Genomic DNA, 16,915 nt, shown 5'->3' with positions numbered 1-16,915 from the left:
TATCCGCAGCCACCGCCCCGGCAGCCCACGGGCACACACTTCACGCCTTGCTGCTCCATAGCCTTGAGCACGCTCTGACCAGCCTGGCAAGTGAAGTGGTCTCCTGTTGTGCGATTATAAACTTGGACTCTGACCATGCCCTCCTCTCCCAATCAAACCTTCTTGGACAAAGCTGAATGCGGAATGTTTTCCGCGCGGTCTGTCGCACTCAGGGAATTATCTATATAGATGTCACGTTTGAGCACTAGCCTTCTTAGCAGGACCGCAATATCGCAGTCATTTTCCAGCTGAGTATGAGGCGGAAAATAGTTGAAGTTATCGTGGTCGCGATCTAGAGCTCCGAATAGCTCACAGCGATTGAATCCCGGCGATCGAACATTGATGATGCATGGTCCAGTATTAAAAGGATTACCCTTGGTATCCACCACCAACCGACAATATCGTACCAGTAATATAAGAGGCCTCATCAGAAGCCAGAAAAAGTATGGCATTAGCCTGCTCTTCCGGCACGCTATACCGCTTCATGAAGCTCAGTTCGTTAGCCTCATCAACGATGGACTGATACCACTCTTTCTCCAACTGGCTCATGGTCTTACTATTACGAGGAATCCGCCGCTCACCAATATCAGTCCCCCCCGGTGCAACTGCATTGACACGGATACCGTATTTGGCATTTTCAAACGCCATACACACAGTCATAGCATTTACGCCCCCTTTTGCCGCAGCATAGGGCACACGGTTAGTGCTTCGGGTTGCGAGGGAAGAAACATTCACAATCACTCCGCTTTGCTGTTCCTGCATCTGCGCCAAAACTGCATGTGAACACCAGAGGGTCGGAAACAAAGAGCGACGAATTTCTGCCTCAATCTGTTCTTCGTTGTAGACCTCATAAGGCTGGACCCATATCGTACCACCGACGTTATTAACCAAAATATCGATACGGCCAAAATGGCTGACTGCCGCATCGACTGCCTGGCAGGCACCTGCGTACTGTTCCAGATCCACGACAATGGTCTGCACGGTAGCCGCACCGGCTGCCAATGCTTCCTCGGCGACTTCTTTGACGATCTCAGAGCGATCCACCAGCAGCAGGCTGGCTTTTTCCGCAGCCATCTGCATCGCAACTGCACGACCGATACCCTGGGCGGCACCAGTAATGACAGCAACACGGTTTTCAAAACGATCAAATCTCATTTAACTTTCCTTACTTACTGGCTGTAAATTTCTCATAGCTGAGACTCGCCGGTTGAATCCCCCTTTCCTGCATAAAACTGGTAACAGCTTCGACCATCGGCGGCGGACCACACAAATAGATATCCACGTCTCCATCATTAAGATGCCCAGGTTCGATATGATGTGTAACGTACCCCTTCTGAGGCCAGCTACCGCTCTCTGAGGAGGCCACGCAAGCACTAAACGTGAAGTTGTCGATTTCCTCGGCAAAAGCTTCAAGCTTGTCGAGCTCAACAAGATCAACTTCGTGTGTAACGCCGTAAACCATATGGACCGGATAGTCGCTACCTTCCAGCTGAATTTTTTCCAGCATCGCCAAGAAGGGCGCCAGCCCCGTTCCTCCGGCCAGCATCAATACCGGTCGCTTCACCTCACGCAGGTAAAAACTACCGAATGGCCCCCTCAGAGCAACAGTAGCGCCCACGCTGCTTTTATCTGTCATGTAGCCACTCATCAACCCCTCAGGCACAACGCGCATTAGGAACGACACTGACCCGTTAGCTTGATTGATCATGGAACTGAAGGAGTAAGCTCGGAACTCTTCAGTCCCAGGCACCTGTATCTTCACGTACTGACCCGGCAAGAACTGCATTGCACGCACCCCGTCACCAGAAACGACAAAGGACAAAGCTGTGCTAGACAACTGTTTGACTTCGCTCAGCTCGGCCAACGTGTCCATCTGCCGGCCTTTCAAACACACCTCACTCGACGCTGGCACCGTAACAACACAATCTGATTCCGGAATCATCTGACATGTCAAAACATACCGCTGACTAGCCTCCTCATCAGAGAGTGCATCTTCAATATACCCGTCCATTTCATAGCTGCCCGACTCACAGTGGCACTTACAGGTACCGCAAGCACCGTCACGGCAATCAAGAGGGATATTGATTCCCGAACGAAAAGCAGCGTCGGCCACCGTCTCCATTGGCGAAGTTGTAATAAAACGAGTGACGCCATCCTCAAAATTGAGAGCTACCTTATACATTCCGTGCTACCTTCACATAAAGCAATTAACAGCCATGGACTACTGCGAAAACCTCCGGTTACGGAGTTAACAAATAAATCAAACGTGATAAACATCTAATACGTGACCTATATAGTCATTCTTCAATATTATTTTTTTTCTAGAAATCAAAAAATCTCCGCTCTCCGCCATTATCAAGTCAACGAAGCTAACTCCGAAAAACGTATTTATGTTATTATATCTAAAACTTTTCGTAATCCAATTATAACGGACACTACATACTTCGTCATTACTCTCAATTATTTCAATATTACTAATCGAATGCAGAGTCCTCGGCTCCGGTTCACTACTTGATCCTGAGCGTTCTGTTTGAATTCTAAATACTCGATCTTCAAGACCATCACGATTATCATAATAAATTAGCGATATTTCGTTTCTTGGATCTTTTGTAATATCTCCATCATCATCCCAAGCAGGCATCCAAAACTCAACACGTTTATCATAAAACTGAACCCAGCTATCAAAATCTTTATCGTCCAAGCAGCGGGCTTCAGAATACAAAAATTTACAAATTTTTCCGTAGTCAAAACTCATAATAATTCTCCAAAGAAATTTATTCTTTATAAATAACTTTATCTTCCTCGTCCGACATACAGCTTAATAAAGTATTAGCCCAATACTCATGCTGCATCACAAACAGCCCTTCATCTTCACTCTTCACTCCACTTAGAAGAGGAAATAGATCAATATTTTTCGCCTCTTCATCTTGCCCATCAACCCAGTGCTTAGCTCCTCTACTAAGATCACTATAAGGAGCTTCTGAAGCATAAAAACCAATCTGGCTAGAGCTAAATTGTTCTAAATCATCAGGAGTTGCCATACCAGTAGCATTAAAGAAGTCTTCATATTGTCGGATACGACGATTACGCGCCCCCTCACTTTCATTCTTAGGCGCAAAACAATATATCGTAACTTCAGTTTTATTCGTTGATATTGGACGGAAATGACGAATTTGCGTGCTTGTTTGGTCCATTAAAAACACATTTGGATATATCCCTAAGTTTCTTATATTCGAAATCATCCAATCAGCTCTGTTCTTTCCGTACTTCGTGGCTAGCTCTTGGCGTTTTTCCGCCAACGGCCTATCTTCTGGATTTGGTGCTTCCATCCACAATAAGGTGTGGCCGTTTTCGAAGGCATAAGAGCCTCCTTTTTGCTTATTCCAAGTACTAAGATCCACGCTCTTTGCGCTATCTTCAGATAAACCTTGCTTTCTTCTTGCAACTGCAGCGACATAGTTCCAATGCACAGCTGAAACATGATATCCATCCACACCGTTCTCTGCCTGAACCTTCCAATTACCATCGAAAGTATATGTAGAAGCACCACGAAGAACTTCAATCTCATCTTCCGATTGGTCGACAATCATATCAATTATTTTTGTGGTCTCACCCAAATAGTCTTTTAAATCTTGAACATCAGAATTCAGACTTCCGAAAAGGAATCCTCGATAGGAGTCAAACCTTGCAACCTTCTTGAGATTTAGTTCACCCTCACAGTTAAAAGAATCCGGATATCCCGAATCTTTTTCGTCTTTTACTTTTACTAATTTACCAGAATTATTAAAACTCCAACCATGGAAGGGACATGTCATGATGGATTTATTACCTTTCTTCGTCCGACAGAGCATCGCCCCTCTATGAGTGCAGACATTAAGGAAGGCGTTGAGACTTCCGGTTTTGTCCCGTGTTATAATAATTGGATGACGCCCAATATAGGTTGTAAAAAAATCGTTATTTTTTGGGATTTGGCTTTCATGAGCAAGATAAACCCAGTTCCCCTCAAAAATATACTTCATTTCGAGCTCAAAAATCTCTTCATCAGTAAATGCATCCCTTCGTAACTTATATATTCCTTTTTCCTGATCTGCGACAAGCATTGATTCGATTTTCTCTTTTATACGGTTTGACATATATACCTCGCAATACAATTTATCAACCAATGAAAATCTTGCATGAACCTATTAAGCCTCCTCACAATGCAAGGAGAGCACTGTAAGTGGAGATCTACAACCTAGGACTTAGTTTATACTCTCCAAGTTAGTCATGGATCGAAATCCTCTGCCTGCATTTATTGTCCGGCCCCTGCAAGCTGATGGGACAACGGATCTACTGGACGGCTAGGGAAGGACATTTCGGCCAGTTGTATGCGGTGGGAATCGTGCGGGCGGGATTACCCTTTCGGTTACACGTCGGCTTGCAGTTACTCAAACACATGTACGAGCTATCGGATCAGAATGCGGTTCCGTCATCGTCTTTGCGAAGACTCCGAAGTGTCACTGGTTTCCTTTTTGGGCTTGATGCATCTCTAGATCGAGCTCCCTTTTCCCGTGTTTGTTGGGGCTGGGCGCAGAGATAGTGTTGCAGTCGACAATGCTACCTTCACGCAGCATAAGGCCGTTTTCCTCTAAGTGTTTTTTTCACCTCTCTGAACAGCACCTTGTCAAGGACGTGGCGCTAAAAGAAATACCGGAAGTTGAGAATGGTGGTTCCGTAGGGCAAGCGATCCAGCTTTAACCCAGCGAACTGGTGCATGGATTCAATTTATTGCAGCGCGTCTTCCACGGCCAGGGCGCTCAAGTTATCGAAAAGCTGACAAAAACTGCTCGCACCGTGACCAAGAGTCACAGCTTTCCGAATATTAATCTGACCCAGACTTATTTAGGTCTGATCACTCTGGAAAAAGCAACTTTGAGGCGGTAGAACCGGTGCACACTGACCCGTTTTTTAGAATCCACCGATGCGTCGGTTTTCCCAATGACTATGGGTAATGCGGACCTGGATTTTGATTTCTCCCCCCCCCGGACAACAACCAGACCTGCAAAGTAAGGCCTCAGCCACACCTCATAAGTGCTGCGACGGCTATGCGACCATTGACACCTCTCTGGGCTAGGGAGGCTAGGGCTGGGGTTGCGAACAGCGCCCTCACAGCCACCCCCCCCAATAACCGACTTTTTGGAAATATTGACGCCCATCTTGCACCTGGCTCAGAACATCCATACAAGCATGAGTGGTCAGCAGAGTACGGACCTGTACTGCGACCAGGCCACCAGTGAGCAATCCCACAGCGAGCTCAGGACTGAGCCCGTCCTGAAACACTTACCTTCTGGCAGATTCGATACCAACAACCTGATACTAGCCTTCACGACGGTGGGCTATAACCTGCTGCTCAGGATGGGACTGAGGGTTACCGGCCCGGATGCGCCGGTGCGTCATCTGACGGAGCGGAGCCGCTTGAGAACCACGATGCAGGAACTGATGACCATGACCTGCCGTCTAGTTAACTGCAGCCGGCAGTGGTTCCTGCGCTTTCGTCGACACTGTCCCGACTTTGCCGGTTACCGTAACCTATATCGAGCCTTGCTTCCTTCGGATAGGCAACCAGACGGCATCTGGCCGTACCAACCCCCTGCCGGCTAAACTGGGAGCGGACTCACTGAATCAGGGAAGGATTTGTATGAAGTAGACTCGCAGCATAGCGAACAGGGAGGCCGACAGTAGTGGCCCTTAGGGCGATAACACGGGCTATTTTCTTCTCCAACTGCTCCCACGGAATAAACTTATCCATCTGTCCCTGAAAGATTTCCCGGCAGGTCTTGCGCCTCTTAGTCTAATATTCAGCTTTGGAGAAGTTAATTTGAACCAGGGTGTCAACAAATCCTGTACGATTGACAATGACTCTACTATCACCGATTTTGAAACTTATTCAGAGTTGCCCCAAGTAACTGCAATGCATGGATACTCTCTGCACAAAAAGGATATCAACCTCGTACGATAAGGCTTTGTAATAGTAGCTTCGAAAAATAAGACTTGGAGTGCACAAAATGAGTAAATTTAAGACTTTTTTCGTTACACTAGTATCGGGATCTATTCTGAGCATAGCCGCCAATGCCGCGTTCGCATCTACCGATATAAAAGTTGGAGTGATGCTGCCATTGAGTGGAATATATGCAGGACCAGGACAGTCTGCGCTTGACGGACTATTATTTGCACTGCAAGTAGATGCTAACAACTCTCATCAAAATTCAATTGAAGTCATTACACTCGACACAGAAGCCAAGCCTTCACGTGCTCCAGAGCTTGCATCCTCTTTGCTGAACCAGCATGAAGTGGACTTTGTGGTCGGCCCGGCTCACTCCGGTGTTGCCATGGGCATGATCAAGATGCTACGAAACAAAGACACTATCATGATCATTCCGAACGCGGGTTCTGCTGCAGCAACGGGTCCACTATGTGCTCCCAACATTTTCCGCACTTCCTTCTCATCCTGGCAACCGTCCTATCCCATGGGCACCGTGGCACTCGATAAAGGTTACAAAAAAGTTTACGCCATCAGTTGGAACTACGGCATGGGCCGCGAGAGCCTGGATGCCTTCGAAGAATCCTTTACTGCCGGTGGTGGTAAAATCGTCGAGAAGGTTCTTCTACCCTTCCCGTCCACCAACTTCCAGTCCCACATCAGCGACATTGCGGACAAGAACCCTGATGCAGTATTCACTTTCTTCGCAGGCGGCGGAGCCACCAAATTTGTGAAAGACTACGACGCCATGGGCCTGCGCGGCAAGATCCCTCTAATGGGCTCTGGTTTTCTGACCGAAGGCACGTTGGAAGCCCAAGGTCAAGCAGCCGAGGGTGTGATAACGGGCCTACACTACGCCGAACATCTGGACGTTCCAAAGAACCAAGAGTTCCGGGAAGCCTTTCATACCGAGTACGGCCACTATCCGGATATATACGCGGTTCAAGGCTATGACGCTGGCCAAGCTATCGTCAACACCGTCAACCAACTCAACGGTGATGTCAGCGACAAACAGGCTGCTATCAACACCATGGAAAAACTCACCATCGACAGCCCCCGGGGAAAGTTCACCTTCTCCAAGGCTCACAACCCGATTCAGAACATCTATCTGCGGGAAGTGAAAGATGGCGTAAACGTGGTGCAGAGCATAGCCGCCGAAGCTCTGGAAGATCCCGCCCGTGGCTGCAAGCTTTAAGCACGGGTTCTGAATCCCCCGGCGAAAGCCGGGGGCTTACCTGAAACCCCCTTGCCCACACCTGAACTGACTTATCCGTAAAACCGTTGGGTATCTCTATGTCTACCGAACTTTTCTTCGTGCAACTTATTAATGGCCTCCAGTATGGGTTGCTTCTGTTTCTGATCGCTTCCGGCCTGACTCTGGTGTTTGGCGTGATGGGTATTCTCAATCTGGCCCATGGTTCCATGTATATGGTGGGCGCCTATCTGGTGTGGTACTTCGTTGCGGTAACCGGCAGCTTTACGGTGTCCGCCATTCTATCGGCAGTCATCGCACTCGGCTTGGGCATTCTGATAGAGCGGGTATTGATACAGCGATTATATAACCGAAACCATCTGGACCAGGTGCTACTGACCATTGGCATGATCTTCGTGTTCAACTCCATGCAAAGCATTCTCTGGGGCAACGACCCCTATGGCGTTGCCGTTCCCGAGGCGCTGAGTGGCTCCGTGCCTTTCACTGACAACTCCAGCTATCCGGTATATCGCATTTTCGCTGCAATGGTCTGCATCGCCATTGCCGCTGCCCTGTATTTCGTGGTGAGCAAAACCCGGCTGGGCATGTTGATCCGAGCCGGGGAATCCAACCGTGAAATGGTGGAAGCCCTGGGCGTCAATATCAAAAGCCTCTACACCATAGTTTTTGCCATCGGCGTCATGCTGGCCGCGGTTTCAGGCATTATCGCCGCGCCCATGAGCTCGATCGTTCCAGGCATGGGGGAAAGCGTTCTGATCACCTGTTTTGTCGTAGTGGTCATCGGCGGCATGGGTTCGATCAAGGGCGCCTTCGTCGGGGCCCTTCTGGTGGGCGTCATCAGCACGTTCGCTGCGGTGCTGATGCCGACGCTGTCCAACATGATTATCTACATCTTTATGATCCTAGTGCTGCTGGTGAAGCCCCAGGGCCTGTTCGCCAAGTAAGCGGGAGCCAAACATGATTTTCGAGAAACGCACCGAGCGCCTCTTTCTGGCGATCTTCTTTATCATCGCCCTCTGTATTCCCCTGTTCCTTGAGGACAACTCCTTCTTCGTAGGGAAAGTTACCACCATTATGATTCTGGCGGTGTTCGTGATGTCCCTGGATTTCCTGGTGGGGCGTGTTGGCTTGGTCACTCTGGGGCATGCGCTTTTCTACGGCCTGGGTGGCTATCTGTTCGTGATCGTTACGCCCGAATACGAAGCAGTCAACTTCTGGGTCTACGCAGTTTACATCATGGGGCTCAGTGCTCTAATTGCGCTAGTCGTCGGCGTTGTCGTACTGCGGACCTCCGGCATTTACTTCATCATGATTACTTTAGCCATTTCGCAGATGGCATATTACTTTTTCTTTGATTCCCTGGAGTTTGGAGGCAACGATGGCTTGTTCATTTTCATGAAGCCAGAAACCAGTATCTTTGGCCTGAACTTCTTGAACCTCGACAACCCATCGCATTTTTACTATCTGTCTCTGTTAGCCGTGCTGATCACCCTGCTGGCCATCAAGATCATCCTGCGTTCCCGCTTTGGCCGCATTGTGGAAGCCAGCCGCCTGAACCCGGAACGCACCGAGGCACTAGGCTACAACATTTTCGCATTCCGCCTGATCAGCTACATCATCGGCAGCACCCTGGCGGCCTACGCCGGATTGTTGTTCGCCCTACAGTACGGCTATGTGAACCCACAATTCATGACCTGGGAAATGTCCGGCACCGCACTGGTGATGTCCATCCTCGGTGGCATTGGCACTATCTATGGTGCCATTCTTGGCACCATTACCTATGAAGGCCTGCTGTATATCTTCGAGCACATGAGCGACGACTGGATGCTGTTCATGGGCGGCGCGATCATTCTGATGGTTCTACTGCTGCGCAAAGGCCTGGCCGGTTACCTTGAAAAGCTGCTGGAGAAATAATCATGGCCAACGACATCATTCTGGAAACCGAATCCCTCAGTAAACACTGGGGTGGCATCAAGGCACTCAACGACATTTCCCTGCAGTTCCAAGATCGGCAACTGCACGGCGTCGTCGGCCCCAACGGCGCAGGCAAAAGTACGCTTTTGAATATGTTGTGCGGCACGCTGAAACCGACCAGCGGTTGCATTTTTCATAAGGGCGATCAGATTGAAGGCATGAAGCCGTGGAAGTTTGTACGCCGGGGCATTGGCCGCAGCTTCCAAAAGACCAACATCTATGCCGATGTAACCTGCCTGGAAAACTGCGCTGTGGCCGCCCAACGTCGTTTCACCGGCAGCTTCAACCTGTTTGCGTCGCGTCACTCCAACAAATTGGTGCGAGAAGCCGCGGAAAAGGCATTGTGTCAGGTGGGCCTTGAAAGCCGAATACACACAGTAGCAGCGGAGATATCGTATGGAGAACAGCGCCAACTGGAGCTGGCCGTGGTTTTGGCAACTGACCCCTGCATTCTACTGCTGGACGAGCCCATGGCCGGTATGGGCCATGAGGAATCCCAACGCATCATAGAGTTGCTGAACCGACTCAAGCAAACCTACAGTATTGTTCTGGTAGAGCACGACATGGACGCCATTTTCGAACTCTCAGATCAGTTGACCGTGCTGAATAACGGCACACACCTGATCACTGGTACGGTGGAGGAAGTGCGCAATGATCCACGCGTCAAAGAGGCCTACCTGGGTAAAGAAGAAGAGGAGGAAGCGGCGTGAGCAACAACCTTCTGGAAACAAAGAACCTCAATACCCTGTACGGCCGCAGCCATATTCTCCATGACCTGTCCTTCCGTCTTGAAAAGGGACAGTCAATGAGTTTGATGGGCCGCAATGGCATGGGCAAGACCACAACGCTCAAATCCATCCTCGGAATCGTGCCACCACGTAGTGGGCATGTGTATTTCGACGGACAGGACATCAGCAAACTGCCAACCTGGCGACGCATGCGGCTCGATATTGCTTACGTTCCGGAGGGCCGCGGCATATTCCACAACCTTACGGTGAAGGAGCATCTGCAGATGGCCGCCCGACCCGACAGCAACGGTAAAACCGGCTGGGAATTTGACCGGGTGATGGCAACCTTTCCACGCCTAAAAGAGCGACTGTCGAATCTCGGTACGGAATTGTCCGGTGGTGAGCAGCAAATGCTGGCAATCGGTCGGGCGTTGGTCACCAACCCCCGACTGATAATTCTCGACGAAGCCACCGAAGGTCTTGCTCCACTGATCCGCCAAGACATCTGGAACGTGATTGCCACTATCAGGGAGTCGGGCATTTCCACACTGATCGTGGACAAGAACATAAAGGCACTGAAGAAGCTCTGCGACCGCCATGTGGTTATTGTTAAAGGGCAAGTACACTTCGATGGCAGCACGAAAGAGCTGGACCAGAATCTGGAGAATGTCGAAACCGCACTGAGTGTATAAATGTACAAAAAACGGATAGGGATGTTCATTAACCGGATATTGGTCCAAACTTGAATAATCTATAGTTCGATTGCCAAACAACAAGGAGAAGGCAAATGAACTATCGACATTCACTATTAGCGCTGGCGCTCGCTTGTAGCCTCAGCGCGTCCCCAGCCGTTTATGCCCTCGAACTCGGCGAGTTCAACGACACCAAGTTCAGCATCGGTGGTTTCTTCAAAGCCGAAGCCCTCTATGAAAAAGTCGAAGATGGAGATTCCCGCATTTTTGGCCGCTCAAATGAGTCTCGCGTTAATCTTAAAACCATAACCCAGAAAGAAGGCCACACTATCGTCGGCTTTGTGGAAAGCGACTTTTACGGCGGCACCTATCCTGGCGAGAACAACGACTTTCGGCTTCGCCATGCGTTTATCAAGATTGACCAGACCACTGTGGGGCAAACCTGGACCGGCCAGTTCTGGGCCGTTGCTTATCCTGATTACCTGGACTTCCTCGGTGGGCCGCGCGGTACTTTGGGTGGGTTCAACTTCCGCACTAACCTGATTAGCCACGAGGTTGCCGGATTCCGTTTTACCGCACAAGACCCAGTCAACAACGACGCCGACACTCCTGATCTTGCCGTTAACTACAACCTGAGCCTCGACGGCGGTCACCGAGTAATTCTTACCGTGTCCGGTCGCGAAGTTGAAAACGGCGACTTTGTGGGTGGCGGCGCCATTGGTTCAAAGTTCATGATTGGTCCTCACAGCCTTAATGTCAATGCCCACTACGGTGAAGGGCTCGGCGCATTCACCGGTGTTGGCGTAAACAACAGCTTGGCATCTCCGGATGTCGAAAATGATGACGCTGTCAGCCAGACGGGCGTTGACGTTGGCTTCCGTTACGTGATCAATAACAAGTGGCGGGCAAACATCGCTTATACAACTGTTGAAGTGGATGACAACGCTGACACCGACTACGAAAAGCATCGCATCAACCTGATCCACAACATCACCCAAGATCTGGAAGCCGGGATAGAGTGGCGAAAGCACAATCTAGCCTTCGGCCCACTGTTGCCGGAAGGCCAGCAGGTCGAGGTCATGGCCAAGTACAAGTTCTGATCCGGACCTTCAGAATTGGTATCCTTGCAACAATCCGAAAAACAGGTGCCCGCCGTCTCCAGGGCGCCTGTTTTCCGCTGGTACAAGGCAGCACCGGTCATTTACAAACGGTAACGCCCATGACAGAAGAAAGCCCAAAGTCGCTGTGAAATCGGATTGCATATCCTCAACTACATCTCCGCGGCTTCCAGGCCACCCACTCTCAAGGAGCTGTCAGGGGCGCTGGATCTCTCACCCAGTCGTGCCCACTAATACCTCGTCAGTTTGCTGAGAGAGAGGTACATCAATCAGGTAAAACAGACCCAGTACACTCTTGGCAATTCCAGCCTGACTCTGGAGATTTCCGCTCTTCGGCGCATCAATCCCATTCAATTGAGCTATGGAGGCCATTGACCGGCTCAACGAGGAAACCGACAAAACCGTTTCGGTCACCGTCTGGAACGGAAACGAGCAGCTGATCATCAAGTGGCTGGATTCAAGCACCAGGAAGAATTTACCTTGCCCACCTACCGGTGAAACGGCGCAAGGAATTGGTGGACCAGTATTACAAGAACTCCAAGTCACTCCCGAAACATTGGGGCGGCCCATCACCCGGGAAGAACTGCAACCCCATCTGGAAATCATCAAGCGGGATAACTACTGCGCGTTTTTCAGTGACTATCTACCTGAAATCGATGTGCTGAGCCGTCCGGCCTTTGACATCAACGGCAGTATTGTCACCGTCATCACCCTGTTGGGTCTTGATCGGGAGACCGACATCAGCAAAGGCTCCCTCCTGTTCGAACAGGTCCGGGAATGCAGTGACCGGGTAACGCGGCAAATTTTCGGGCAACAACGGGAAGACAATGGCCGGGATTAACCAGCCATTCACATGGTTTCGGAGGGCAATTCTCCAAAGGATTTTCGATGGTCCGATGAAAACCGGCCCAGGTGACTGAAGCCATAGTCCAGTGCAATCTCGGTCACGTTCCGACATTTCCTCTGCAGGAGATATTCCTGAAACTTCTGCAGCTTAAACTGCTTGATGTAACACTTCGGGGTTGTTGCGAGGGCCATGAAGAACGCATTGTAGATGGATCGAGCACTCATGTTGGAGACACTGGAAAGCTCTTCAATATCGATGTTTCGATGCACGTTCTGTTCAATGTAACGCAGCATTTTACCGAGGATAGGCGTACAGACCGGCCCCTTTTCCTGGGACGACCAGTTACTGGGAAACACCTTCAGAAGCTTCTTGAGGATGATTCCACGATAGGACCGGGTTTATGCCCTCGTCTTCGGCATCGTCGATCTCGGAGAGCACGACCTCCATGATATTGATCAATGCCGGACACAGCCGCAGTTCCACAGGCGCCCGGGTAAAACGAATACCGGTTTCCGGAAAACGACCATGGGCCAACTCGCGAGCGTTATTCAGTACGTGTTCCGGGACCTTGATAATCAGCTTTTCGCAGTCGTCTGAATACTCCAGGTCAATGTTCTCGTAGCTGAGCTGGGACATCCCGAACCCGGCAAATCCCCTAAAACTGAGACTAGACTTCCGTTCCTGCTCTCCCAGTATTTCCAGGCGATGCTGCCCGATATGCTTGATTAACGAACGAAAACACCTCTTCCGGATGTGCCTCCTGAAGGACGGTAGCGCCCGCAAGTGATTGACCAAACACCTCTCGCCTCATGTACTTATTGTTAATGAGTTAACATCATATAAATTTAGCTGGTCAATCAACAACCAATGATGGCATCACCTAAATAGCATACGTTAGGTCATCAAAGAAGAACGCGAACATGAAATACAACGGGGTATACGAGAGCGGCATGTGCGCCAACTCACATCAGGAAGGGCAGGAAGCCTGTTGCTTCAACAAAGTGGCGATGGTCGAGGTGTATGGAGCATCAATACCAAGACTGGTGCAACGTTTAAGTACAGCGCCCGCAATACTGTCCAGTTCAAGGGGGCGCCCCTTCTCTCTGTCTATCAGCATAGACGTTTTGATGGCATTGAAGGAACTGATCAGCTCAAACATTTCGTGAAGGTCTTTCAGAGTAAGATTTACATCATCAGCCCTTGATGCCTCAACGGTTTCCGACATCATGCCATACACAATTCTGCTGAACTCGGGATGATGGGTCAGGCTTCGGGTGTCCAATCCTGTCAGTGCCGAGAGCGGGTTTACACCGTTGTTAATCACCAGTTTACGCCATAGCTCGTAACGAATGTTGTCGGAAAGAGTGGTGGGAATACCCGAGTCGTCAAATACCGCCGCGAGTTTCTCCAGCAGCAACGAGCGGAGGCTACAGGGTTTACCCACCGCAGGCCATTCGCCCATGACGATCTCGGCAACGCCTTCTGCCTGGACAACACCTGGCCGAACGATATGCCCGCCGATCCGCACTGCAAGCCCGCCAATGATCCGCTCGGCCCCGATGGCTTCGGCCAACAATGGCTCATTATCAACGCCATTCTGGAGGGACAACACTGGAACCCGGCCCTGCCTGAGCCAGGCTCCGAGCTCTTCCGCAACCAACACGGTGGCTGTCGACTTCAGGGCAATGACGATTACGTCAAAGTCGTCAGGATGGAATCCGGCCGCCACTTGCTGGTGGCTGAACGCCTCTGGACGATGAATCAGCTCTCGCCCCTCGTAGTGAACCTTCAGGCCGTTGCTGGCAAGGGCATGCAGATGAGCCCCACGAGCAGTGAGTACCACCCGGTGCCCCGACTCCAGAAGCTTTGCGGCATAGTAGCCTCCAATACCACCTGCCCCAACAATCAGTAGTTTCAGCATTTATGGAATCCTCTGCATTTTTCGACAGATTATTACATCCATTCATAACCTGCGAGGGATTGACTGGTCTCGTTCAGCGAAAAGCCAAACAGACGCTGAGGTGCCTGCATTCCACCCAGACTGAAGGCGGTATTGAGCACACATAACGTCGGGTCGGCAACGGGGGCTTCGGCCCCCGGATTGGGATGAGAGGCGCCTAGGTCAGATTTCGACATGGCTTTTGCCCATCGGTGTTCATCCTCCCACTGACGAATCAGATTACGGATATAACTGTCATGTGGCTGAGGATGATCCATGTTGTTGCTGACGTTTTCCAGCCGGTCCAGACATATCAACAACACGCCTTGGTTCCTCAAGGCTTCCAGGCAATGACCGATGGTCCTGTAGTGTTCACTGGTCATTCCGGTGTTGAGCTGCAATTCAATCACCTCATCAGGCGCGAGATGCATCATGCTCTCAGCCAGTTCCTTCAACCCCTGTTCCCGAGATCGGCTAACAGCGGCGTCAACCCCCCGTTCCGCCATCCCAGACTGCAGACGCTTGGCAAGAACTCCCTCACCACACTGGTAAAAGATTTCTGGCTGTACGCCCCCTTTTTCCGAGGTAATAAATACTACGTTGGCAACCACGAGATCCGGCCGTATCAGGCGGCGCAGGCTAGCCTGCCCTTTGGGGCCTATCAGCGCTTCGGTTTCACAGGACAAATACAGCACAGGCAGCTTGGTCACATTAATCACCGGAAAGACACGTTGGTTGGGAGACAACTTTAGGACGGACTTTACTGGCCGGCTCCCCCGATATACCGAAATGGCTTTTAGGCATTTCGGTATTGATTACCCGTGCGCGTTCAATCGGCGAATCAATTGAGCGTGGCATGGCTTCCGACACCTCACAAATAAGTCGCTCTTTCTGTTCGTCCGTGCGACCTTCAAAGATATACAGTTGGGCTATTGGCATGATGGTTCCTCACACAAAATCAACAAGAACGTTCCTGACACGCTCCGGGCTCGGCGACAAGAAGGCCGGGCAGGTGGCCATGCGACCAAACCAGTGGCGAGTTCGGGGAAGATCAGCTGGGATCTCCACGCCATAGAACAGGGCCAGGGCAAACCTCGGGAACAAGGCGCACTCGGCCAGGGTGGGCTCGTTTCCGAGAAGGAAGTTTCCGTCGCGCAACGTCATTTCCAATGTAGGCAGCCCTCCCAGAAATCCGCGTATACCATTACGAATCCTGTCTTGGTCCCATTCGCTCTCCGGTTTATCGCGTTTCTCAAAGACCACTTCCCGCAGCGATTTACCTAGAACACTATCCCCGTACACAATCCAGCTTCGTGCTTCCGCCCTTCGGCGCGGAGAATCCGGCAACAAGGTCGGACCGGTTTCGGCCAGATACTCAAGCATCGGGCCAGAGTCCGTCAGTACCAGGTCATCCTCAATCATCACCGGCACCGTTTGGCTCGGCGATAACCGCTGCCACTCGGCGAGAACATCCGGGTCTGACCTGTCCACACTGTGCATCGCCCGCCCCTGCAAAGCCGCGGCAATCCGGACTCGCCAGCAAAACGGACATTCGGGCTTATCAATCAGTCGTATCCTACTCATTGGCGTGCCGCTCCCAGATCCCGTAGATGCTCCCCCACAAAACCCAGCCTGTCCTGGCCCCAGAAAATCTGGTCGCCGATAACAAATGTGGGGACCCCGAGGGCACCTTTTTCCTGCGCTTCCTGCCAGTTCCAGTCAAGTTGGGCATGGTGTTCGGGATCATCGATCGCTCTGGCGAACGCCTCCCTGTTCAGCCCAACGCTTTCGGCAACTGAAGCCAGGACCGCTGAATCCCCTATGTCCAGGCCGTCCGCCCATTCGGCGCGCATTACCGCCACCACATAGGGTTTGAGCAGTCCTTCCTTCTCTGCCAACAGTGATCCAGCCCCGGCACGGGTAGGATCCGTACTCTTCGGAGGTGGGGTCAGAGGCATACCAAACCGACGCGCCCAGCGCGCCACATCCTGCCGGGCGATAGGCATCTTGACCTTTGCCCGGTCTGGATCCGAGCGACCGTGCCATCCCCCCAAAGGCCTCCAGAGCAGATTGACGTGGTACTGGTCAAACAACTCGAACATGCGCTCACTGGCCAGATAGCAGTACGGGCTGCGAAAGTTGAAATATAAATGTAGATCAATGGTATCGCTCATAATTCCCTGCTCCGTTGGCAGTGTCTTTAAGACTTAGATAAACCTTCCGGAAACGGTTCCCAGCCCCTGGTAGCGCACCGTGATATTGTCACCAGGCTCTACGGCAATCGCTGCGGTGATACCGCCCGTCATGATGAAGGTGCCCGCTGGAATATGCTCACCCCGTTCTGCC

General features: G+C 51.0%; 20 protein-coding genes and 3 pseudogenes. 10 read left to right on the top strand and 13 right to left on the bottom strand.

All coding sequences use genetic code 11. The features are described 5' to 3' along the window. The 5 genes from AC0B60_RS20070 to AC0B60_RS20050 all read right to left on the bottom strand — a co-directional run. The coding region (locus AC0B60_RS20070) for a 2Fe-2S iron-sulfur cluster binding domain-containing protein (RefSeq protein WP_465087643.1) at window positions 1–137 on the bottom strand (137 nt) is incomplete at its 3' end. Between the two features lie 271 nt (window positions 138–408). After that, window positions 409–1,194 (bottom strand): 1,6-dihydroxycyclohexa-2,4-diene-1-carboxylate dehydrogenase, encoded by a 786-nt coding sequence (locus AC0B60_RS20065; protein WP_465087642.1) that lies wholly within the window; start codon window positions 1,192–1,194, stop codon window positions 409–411. Between the two features lie 10 nt (window positions 1,195–1,204). Next, window positions 1,205–2,221 (bottom strand): benzoate 1,2-dioxygenase electron transfer component BenC, encoded by a 1,017-nt coding sequence (gene benC, locus AC0B60_RS20060; protein WP_465087641.1) that lies wholly within the window; start codon window positions 2,219–2,221, stop codon window positions 1,205–1,207. 78 nt (window positions 2,222–2,299) lie between these two features. Continuing rightward, entirely contained in the window at window positions 2,300–2,794 is a 495-nt protein-coding gene (locus AC0B60_RS20055) for an aromatic-ring-hydroxylating dioxygenase subunit beta (protein ID WP_465087640.1), read from the bottom strand. Window positions 2,795–2,813: 19 nt separating this feature from the next. Next, entirely contained in the window at window positions 2,814–4,172 is a 1,359-nt protein-coding gene (locus tag AC0B60_RS20050; protein WP_465087639.1) for an SRPBCC family protein, read from the bottom strand. 182 nt (window positions 4,173–4,354) lie between these two features. On the opposite strand from AC0B60_RS20050, the pseudogene AC0B60_RS20045 reads away from it, so the two are divergent. From AC0B60_RS20045 to AC0B60_RS20000, 10 genes and pseudogenes are all read left to right on the top strand, one after another. After that, window positions 4,355–4,504, top strand: a pseudogene (locus tag AC0B60_RS20045) (IS5/IS1182 family transposase); the annotation flags it as partial. A 770-nt stretch (window positions 4,505–5,274) separates the two neighbouring features. After that, window positions 5,275–5,679, top strand: a pseudogene (locus AC0B60_RS20040) (hypothetical protein); the annotation flags it as partial. 404 nt (window positions 5,680–6,083) lie between these two features. Further along, complete coding sequence (locus AC0B60_RS20035) at window positions 6,084–7,253, top strand: ABC transporter substrate-binding protein (protein WP_465087638.1); 1,170 nt, start codon at window positions 6,084–6,086, stop codon at window positions 7,251–7,253. A gap of 98 nt (window positions 7,254–7,351) precedes the next feature. Then, entirely contained in the window at window positions 7,352–8,215 is an 864-nt protein-coding gene (locus tag AC0B60_RS20030; protein ID WP_465087637.1) for a branched-chain amino acid ABC transporter permease, read from the top strand. A gap of 13 nt (window positions 8,216–8,228) precedes the next feature. After that, on the top strand, window positions 8,229–9,185 hold the full coding sequence (locus AC0B60_RS20025) for a branched-chain amino acid ABC transporter permease (protein ID WP_465087636.1): 957 nt from the start codon (window positions 8,229–8,231) through the stop codon (window positions 9,183–9,185). Window positions 9,186–9,187: 2 nt separating this feature from the next. Continuing rightward, on the top strand, window positions 9,188–9,955 hold the full coding sequence (locus AC0B60_RS20020; protein ID WP_465087635.1) for an ABC transporter ATP-binding protein: 768 nt from the start codon (window positions 9,188–9,190) through the stop codon (window positions 9,953–9,955). Beyond that, window positions 9,952–10,665, top strand: a complete 714-nt coding sequence (locus tag AC0B60_RS20015) for an ABC transporter ATP-binding protein (RefSeq protein ID WP_465087634.1) — start codon at window positions 9,952–9,954, stop codon at window positions 10,663–10,665. Before AC0B60_RS20020 ends, AC0B60_RS20015 begins: the two co-directional genes overlap by 4 nt. A gap of 95 nt (window positions 10,666–10,760) precedes the next feature. Next, window positions 10,761–11,765, top strand: a complete 1,005-nt coding sequence (locus AC0B60_RS20010; protein ID WP_465087633.1) for a porin — start codon at window positions 10,761–10,763, stop codon at window positions 11,763–11,765. A 156-nt stretch (window positions 11,766–11,921) separates the two neighbouring features. Then, entirely contained in the window at window positions 11,922–12,017 is a 96-nt protein-coding gene (locus AC0B60_RS20005) for a hypothetical protein (RefSeq protein ID WP_465087632.1), read from the top strand. Between the two features lie 127 nt (window positions 12,018–12,144). Further along, window positions 12,145–12,624, top strand: coding sequence for a hypothetical protein (locus AC0B60_RS20000; protein ID WP_465087631.1), 480 nt, complete (start codon window positions 12,145–12,147; stop codon window positions 12,622–12,624). Window positions 12,625–12,632: 8 nt separating this feature from the next. Here AC0B60_RS20000 and AC0B60_RS19995 read toward each other — a convergent pair whose 3' ends face one another. The 8 genes and pseudogenes from AC0B60_RS19995 to AC0B60_RS19960 form a co-directional block, all read right to left on the bottom strand. Further along, entirely contained in the window at window positions 12,633–12,986 is a 354-nt protein-coding gene (locus tag AC0B60_RS19995; RefSeq protein ID WP_465087630.1) for a helix-turn-helix domain-containing protein, read from the bottom strand. Then, complete coding sequence (locus AC0B60_RS19990) at window positions 12,973–13,266, bottom strand: hypothetical protein (RefSeq protein WP_465087629.1); 294 nt, start codon at window positions 13,264–13,266, stop codon at window positions 12,973–12,975. The genes AC0B60_RS19995 and AC0B60_RS19990 overlap by 14 nt, the downstream gene beginning before the upstream one ends. Before the next feature lie 331 nt (window positions 13,267–13,597). Beyond that, window positions 13,598–14,551: a ketopantoate reductase family protein gene (locus tag AC0B60_RS19985; protein ID WP_465087628.1), complete on the bottom strand. Its 954-nt coding sequence runs from the start codon at window positions 14,549–14,551 to the stop codon at window positions 13,598–13,600. Window positions 14,552–14,583: 32 nt separating this feature from the next. Next, entirely contained in the window at window positions 14,584–15,279 is a 696-nt protein-coding gene (locus tag AC0B60_RS19980; RefSeq protein ID WP_465087627.1) for a class III extradiol ring-cleavage dioxygenase family protein, read from the bottom strand. A 1-nt stretch (window position 15,280) separates the two neighbouring features. Further along, a complete protein-coding gene (locus tag AC0B60_RS19975; RefSeq protein WP_465087626.1) occupies window positions 15,281–15,508 on the bottom strand; it encodes a 4-oxalocrotonate tautomerase family protein in 228 nt (75 codons plus the stop codon). Window positions 15,509–15,517: 9 nt separating this feature from the next. Continuing rightward, complete coding sequence (locus AC0B60_RS19970) at window positions 15,518–16,153, bottom strand: glutathione S-transferase family protein (protein WP_465087625.1); 636 nt, start codon at window positions 16,151–16,153, stop codon at window positions 15,518–15,520. Then, on the bottom strand, window positions 16,150–16,743 hold the full coding sequence (locus AC0B60_RS19965) for a DsbA family protein (RefSeq protein ID WP_465087624.1): 594 nt from the start codon (window positions 16,741–16,743) through the stop codon (window positions 16,150–16,152). Before AC0B60_RS19965 ends, AC0B60_RS19970 begins: the two co-directional genes overlap by 4 nt. A 33-nt stretch (window positions 16,744–16,776) precedes the next feature. Continuing rightward, a pseudogene (locus tag AC0B60_RS19960) lies at window positions 16,777–16,915 on the bottom strand (4-oxalocrotonate decarboxylase); the annotation flags it as partial.

This window comes from Marinobacter sp. V34, from assembly GCF_055524115.1.
This window is presented reverse-complemented; position numbering and strand designations above follow the sequence as displayed.

Coding starts and splice junctions, on each gene's coding strand:
- AC0B60_RS20025 (WP_465087636.1), top strand. CDS start 8,229: ATGATTTTCGAGAAACGCACCGAGCGCCTCTTTCTGGCGATCTTCTTT.
- AC0B60_RS19990 (WP_465087629.1), bottom strand. CDS start 13,266: ATGTCCCAGCTCAGCTACGAGAACATTGACCTGGAGTATTCAGACGAC.
- AC0B60_RS20050 (WP_465087639.1), bottom strand. CDS start 4,172: ATGTCAAACCGTATAAAAGAGAAAATCGAATCAATGCTTGTCGCAGAT.
- AC0B60_RS20055 (WP_465087640.1), bottom strand. CDS start 2,794: ATGAGTTTTGACTACGGAAAAATTTGTAAATTTTTGTATTCTGAAGCC.
- AC0B60_RS19975 (WP_465087626.1), bottom strand. CDS start 15,508: ATGCCAATAGCCCAACTGTATATCTTTGAAGGTCGCACGGACGAACAG.
- AC0B60_RS19970 (WP_465087625.1), bottom strand. CDS start 16,153: ATGAGTAGGATACGACTGATTGATAAGCCCGAATGTCCGTTTTGCTGG.
- AC0B60_RS19965 (WP_465087624.1), bottom strand. CDS start 16,743: ATGAGCGATACCATTGATCTACATTTATATTTCAACTTTCGCAGCCCG.
- benC (WP_465087641.1), bottom strand. CDS start 2,221: ATGTATAAGGTAGCTCTCAATTTTGAGGATGGCGTCACTCGTTTTATT.
- AC0B60_RS20030 (WP_465087637.1), top strand. CDS start 7,352: ATGTCTACCGAACTTTTCTTCGTGCAACTTATTAATGGCCTCCAGTAT.
- AC0B60_RS20010 (WP_465087633.1), top strand. CDS start 10,761: ATGAACTATCGACATTCACTATTAGCGCTGGCGCTCGCTTGTAGCCTC.
- AC0B60_RS20000 (WP_465087631.1), top strand. CDS start 12,145: ATGGAGGCCATTGACCGGCTCAACGAGGAAACCGACAAAACCGTTTCG.
- AC0B60_RS20065 (WP_465087642.1), bottom strand. CDS start 1,194: ATGAGATTTGATCGTTTTGAAAACCGTGTTGCTGTCATTACTGGTGCC.
- AC0B60_RS19985 (WP_465087628.1), bottom strand. CDS start 14,551: ATGCTGAAACTACTGATTGTTGGGGCAGGTGGTATTGGAGGCTACTAT.
- AC0B60_RS20035 (WP_465087638.1), top strand. CDS start 6,084: ATGAGTAAATTTAAGACTTTTTTCGTTACACTAGTATCGGGATCTATT.
- AC0B60_RS20020 (WP_465087635.1), top strand. CDS start 9,188: ATGGCCAACGACATCATTCTGGAAACCGAATCCCTCAGTAAACACTGG.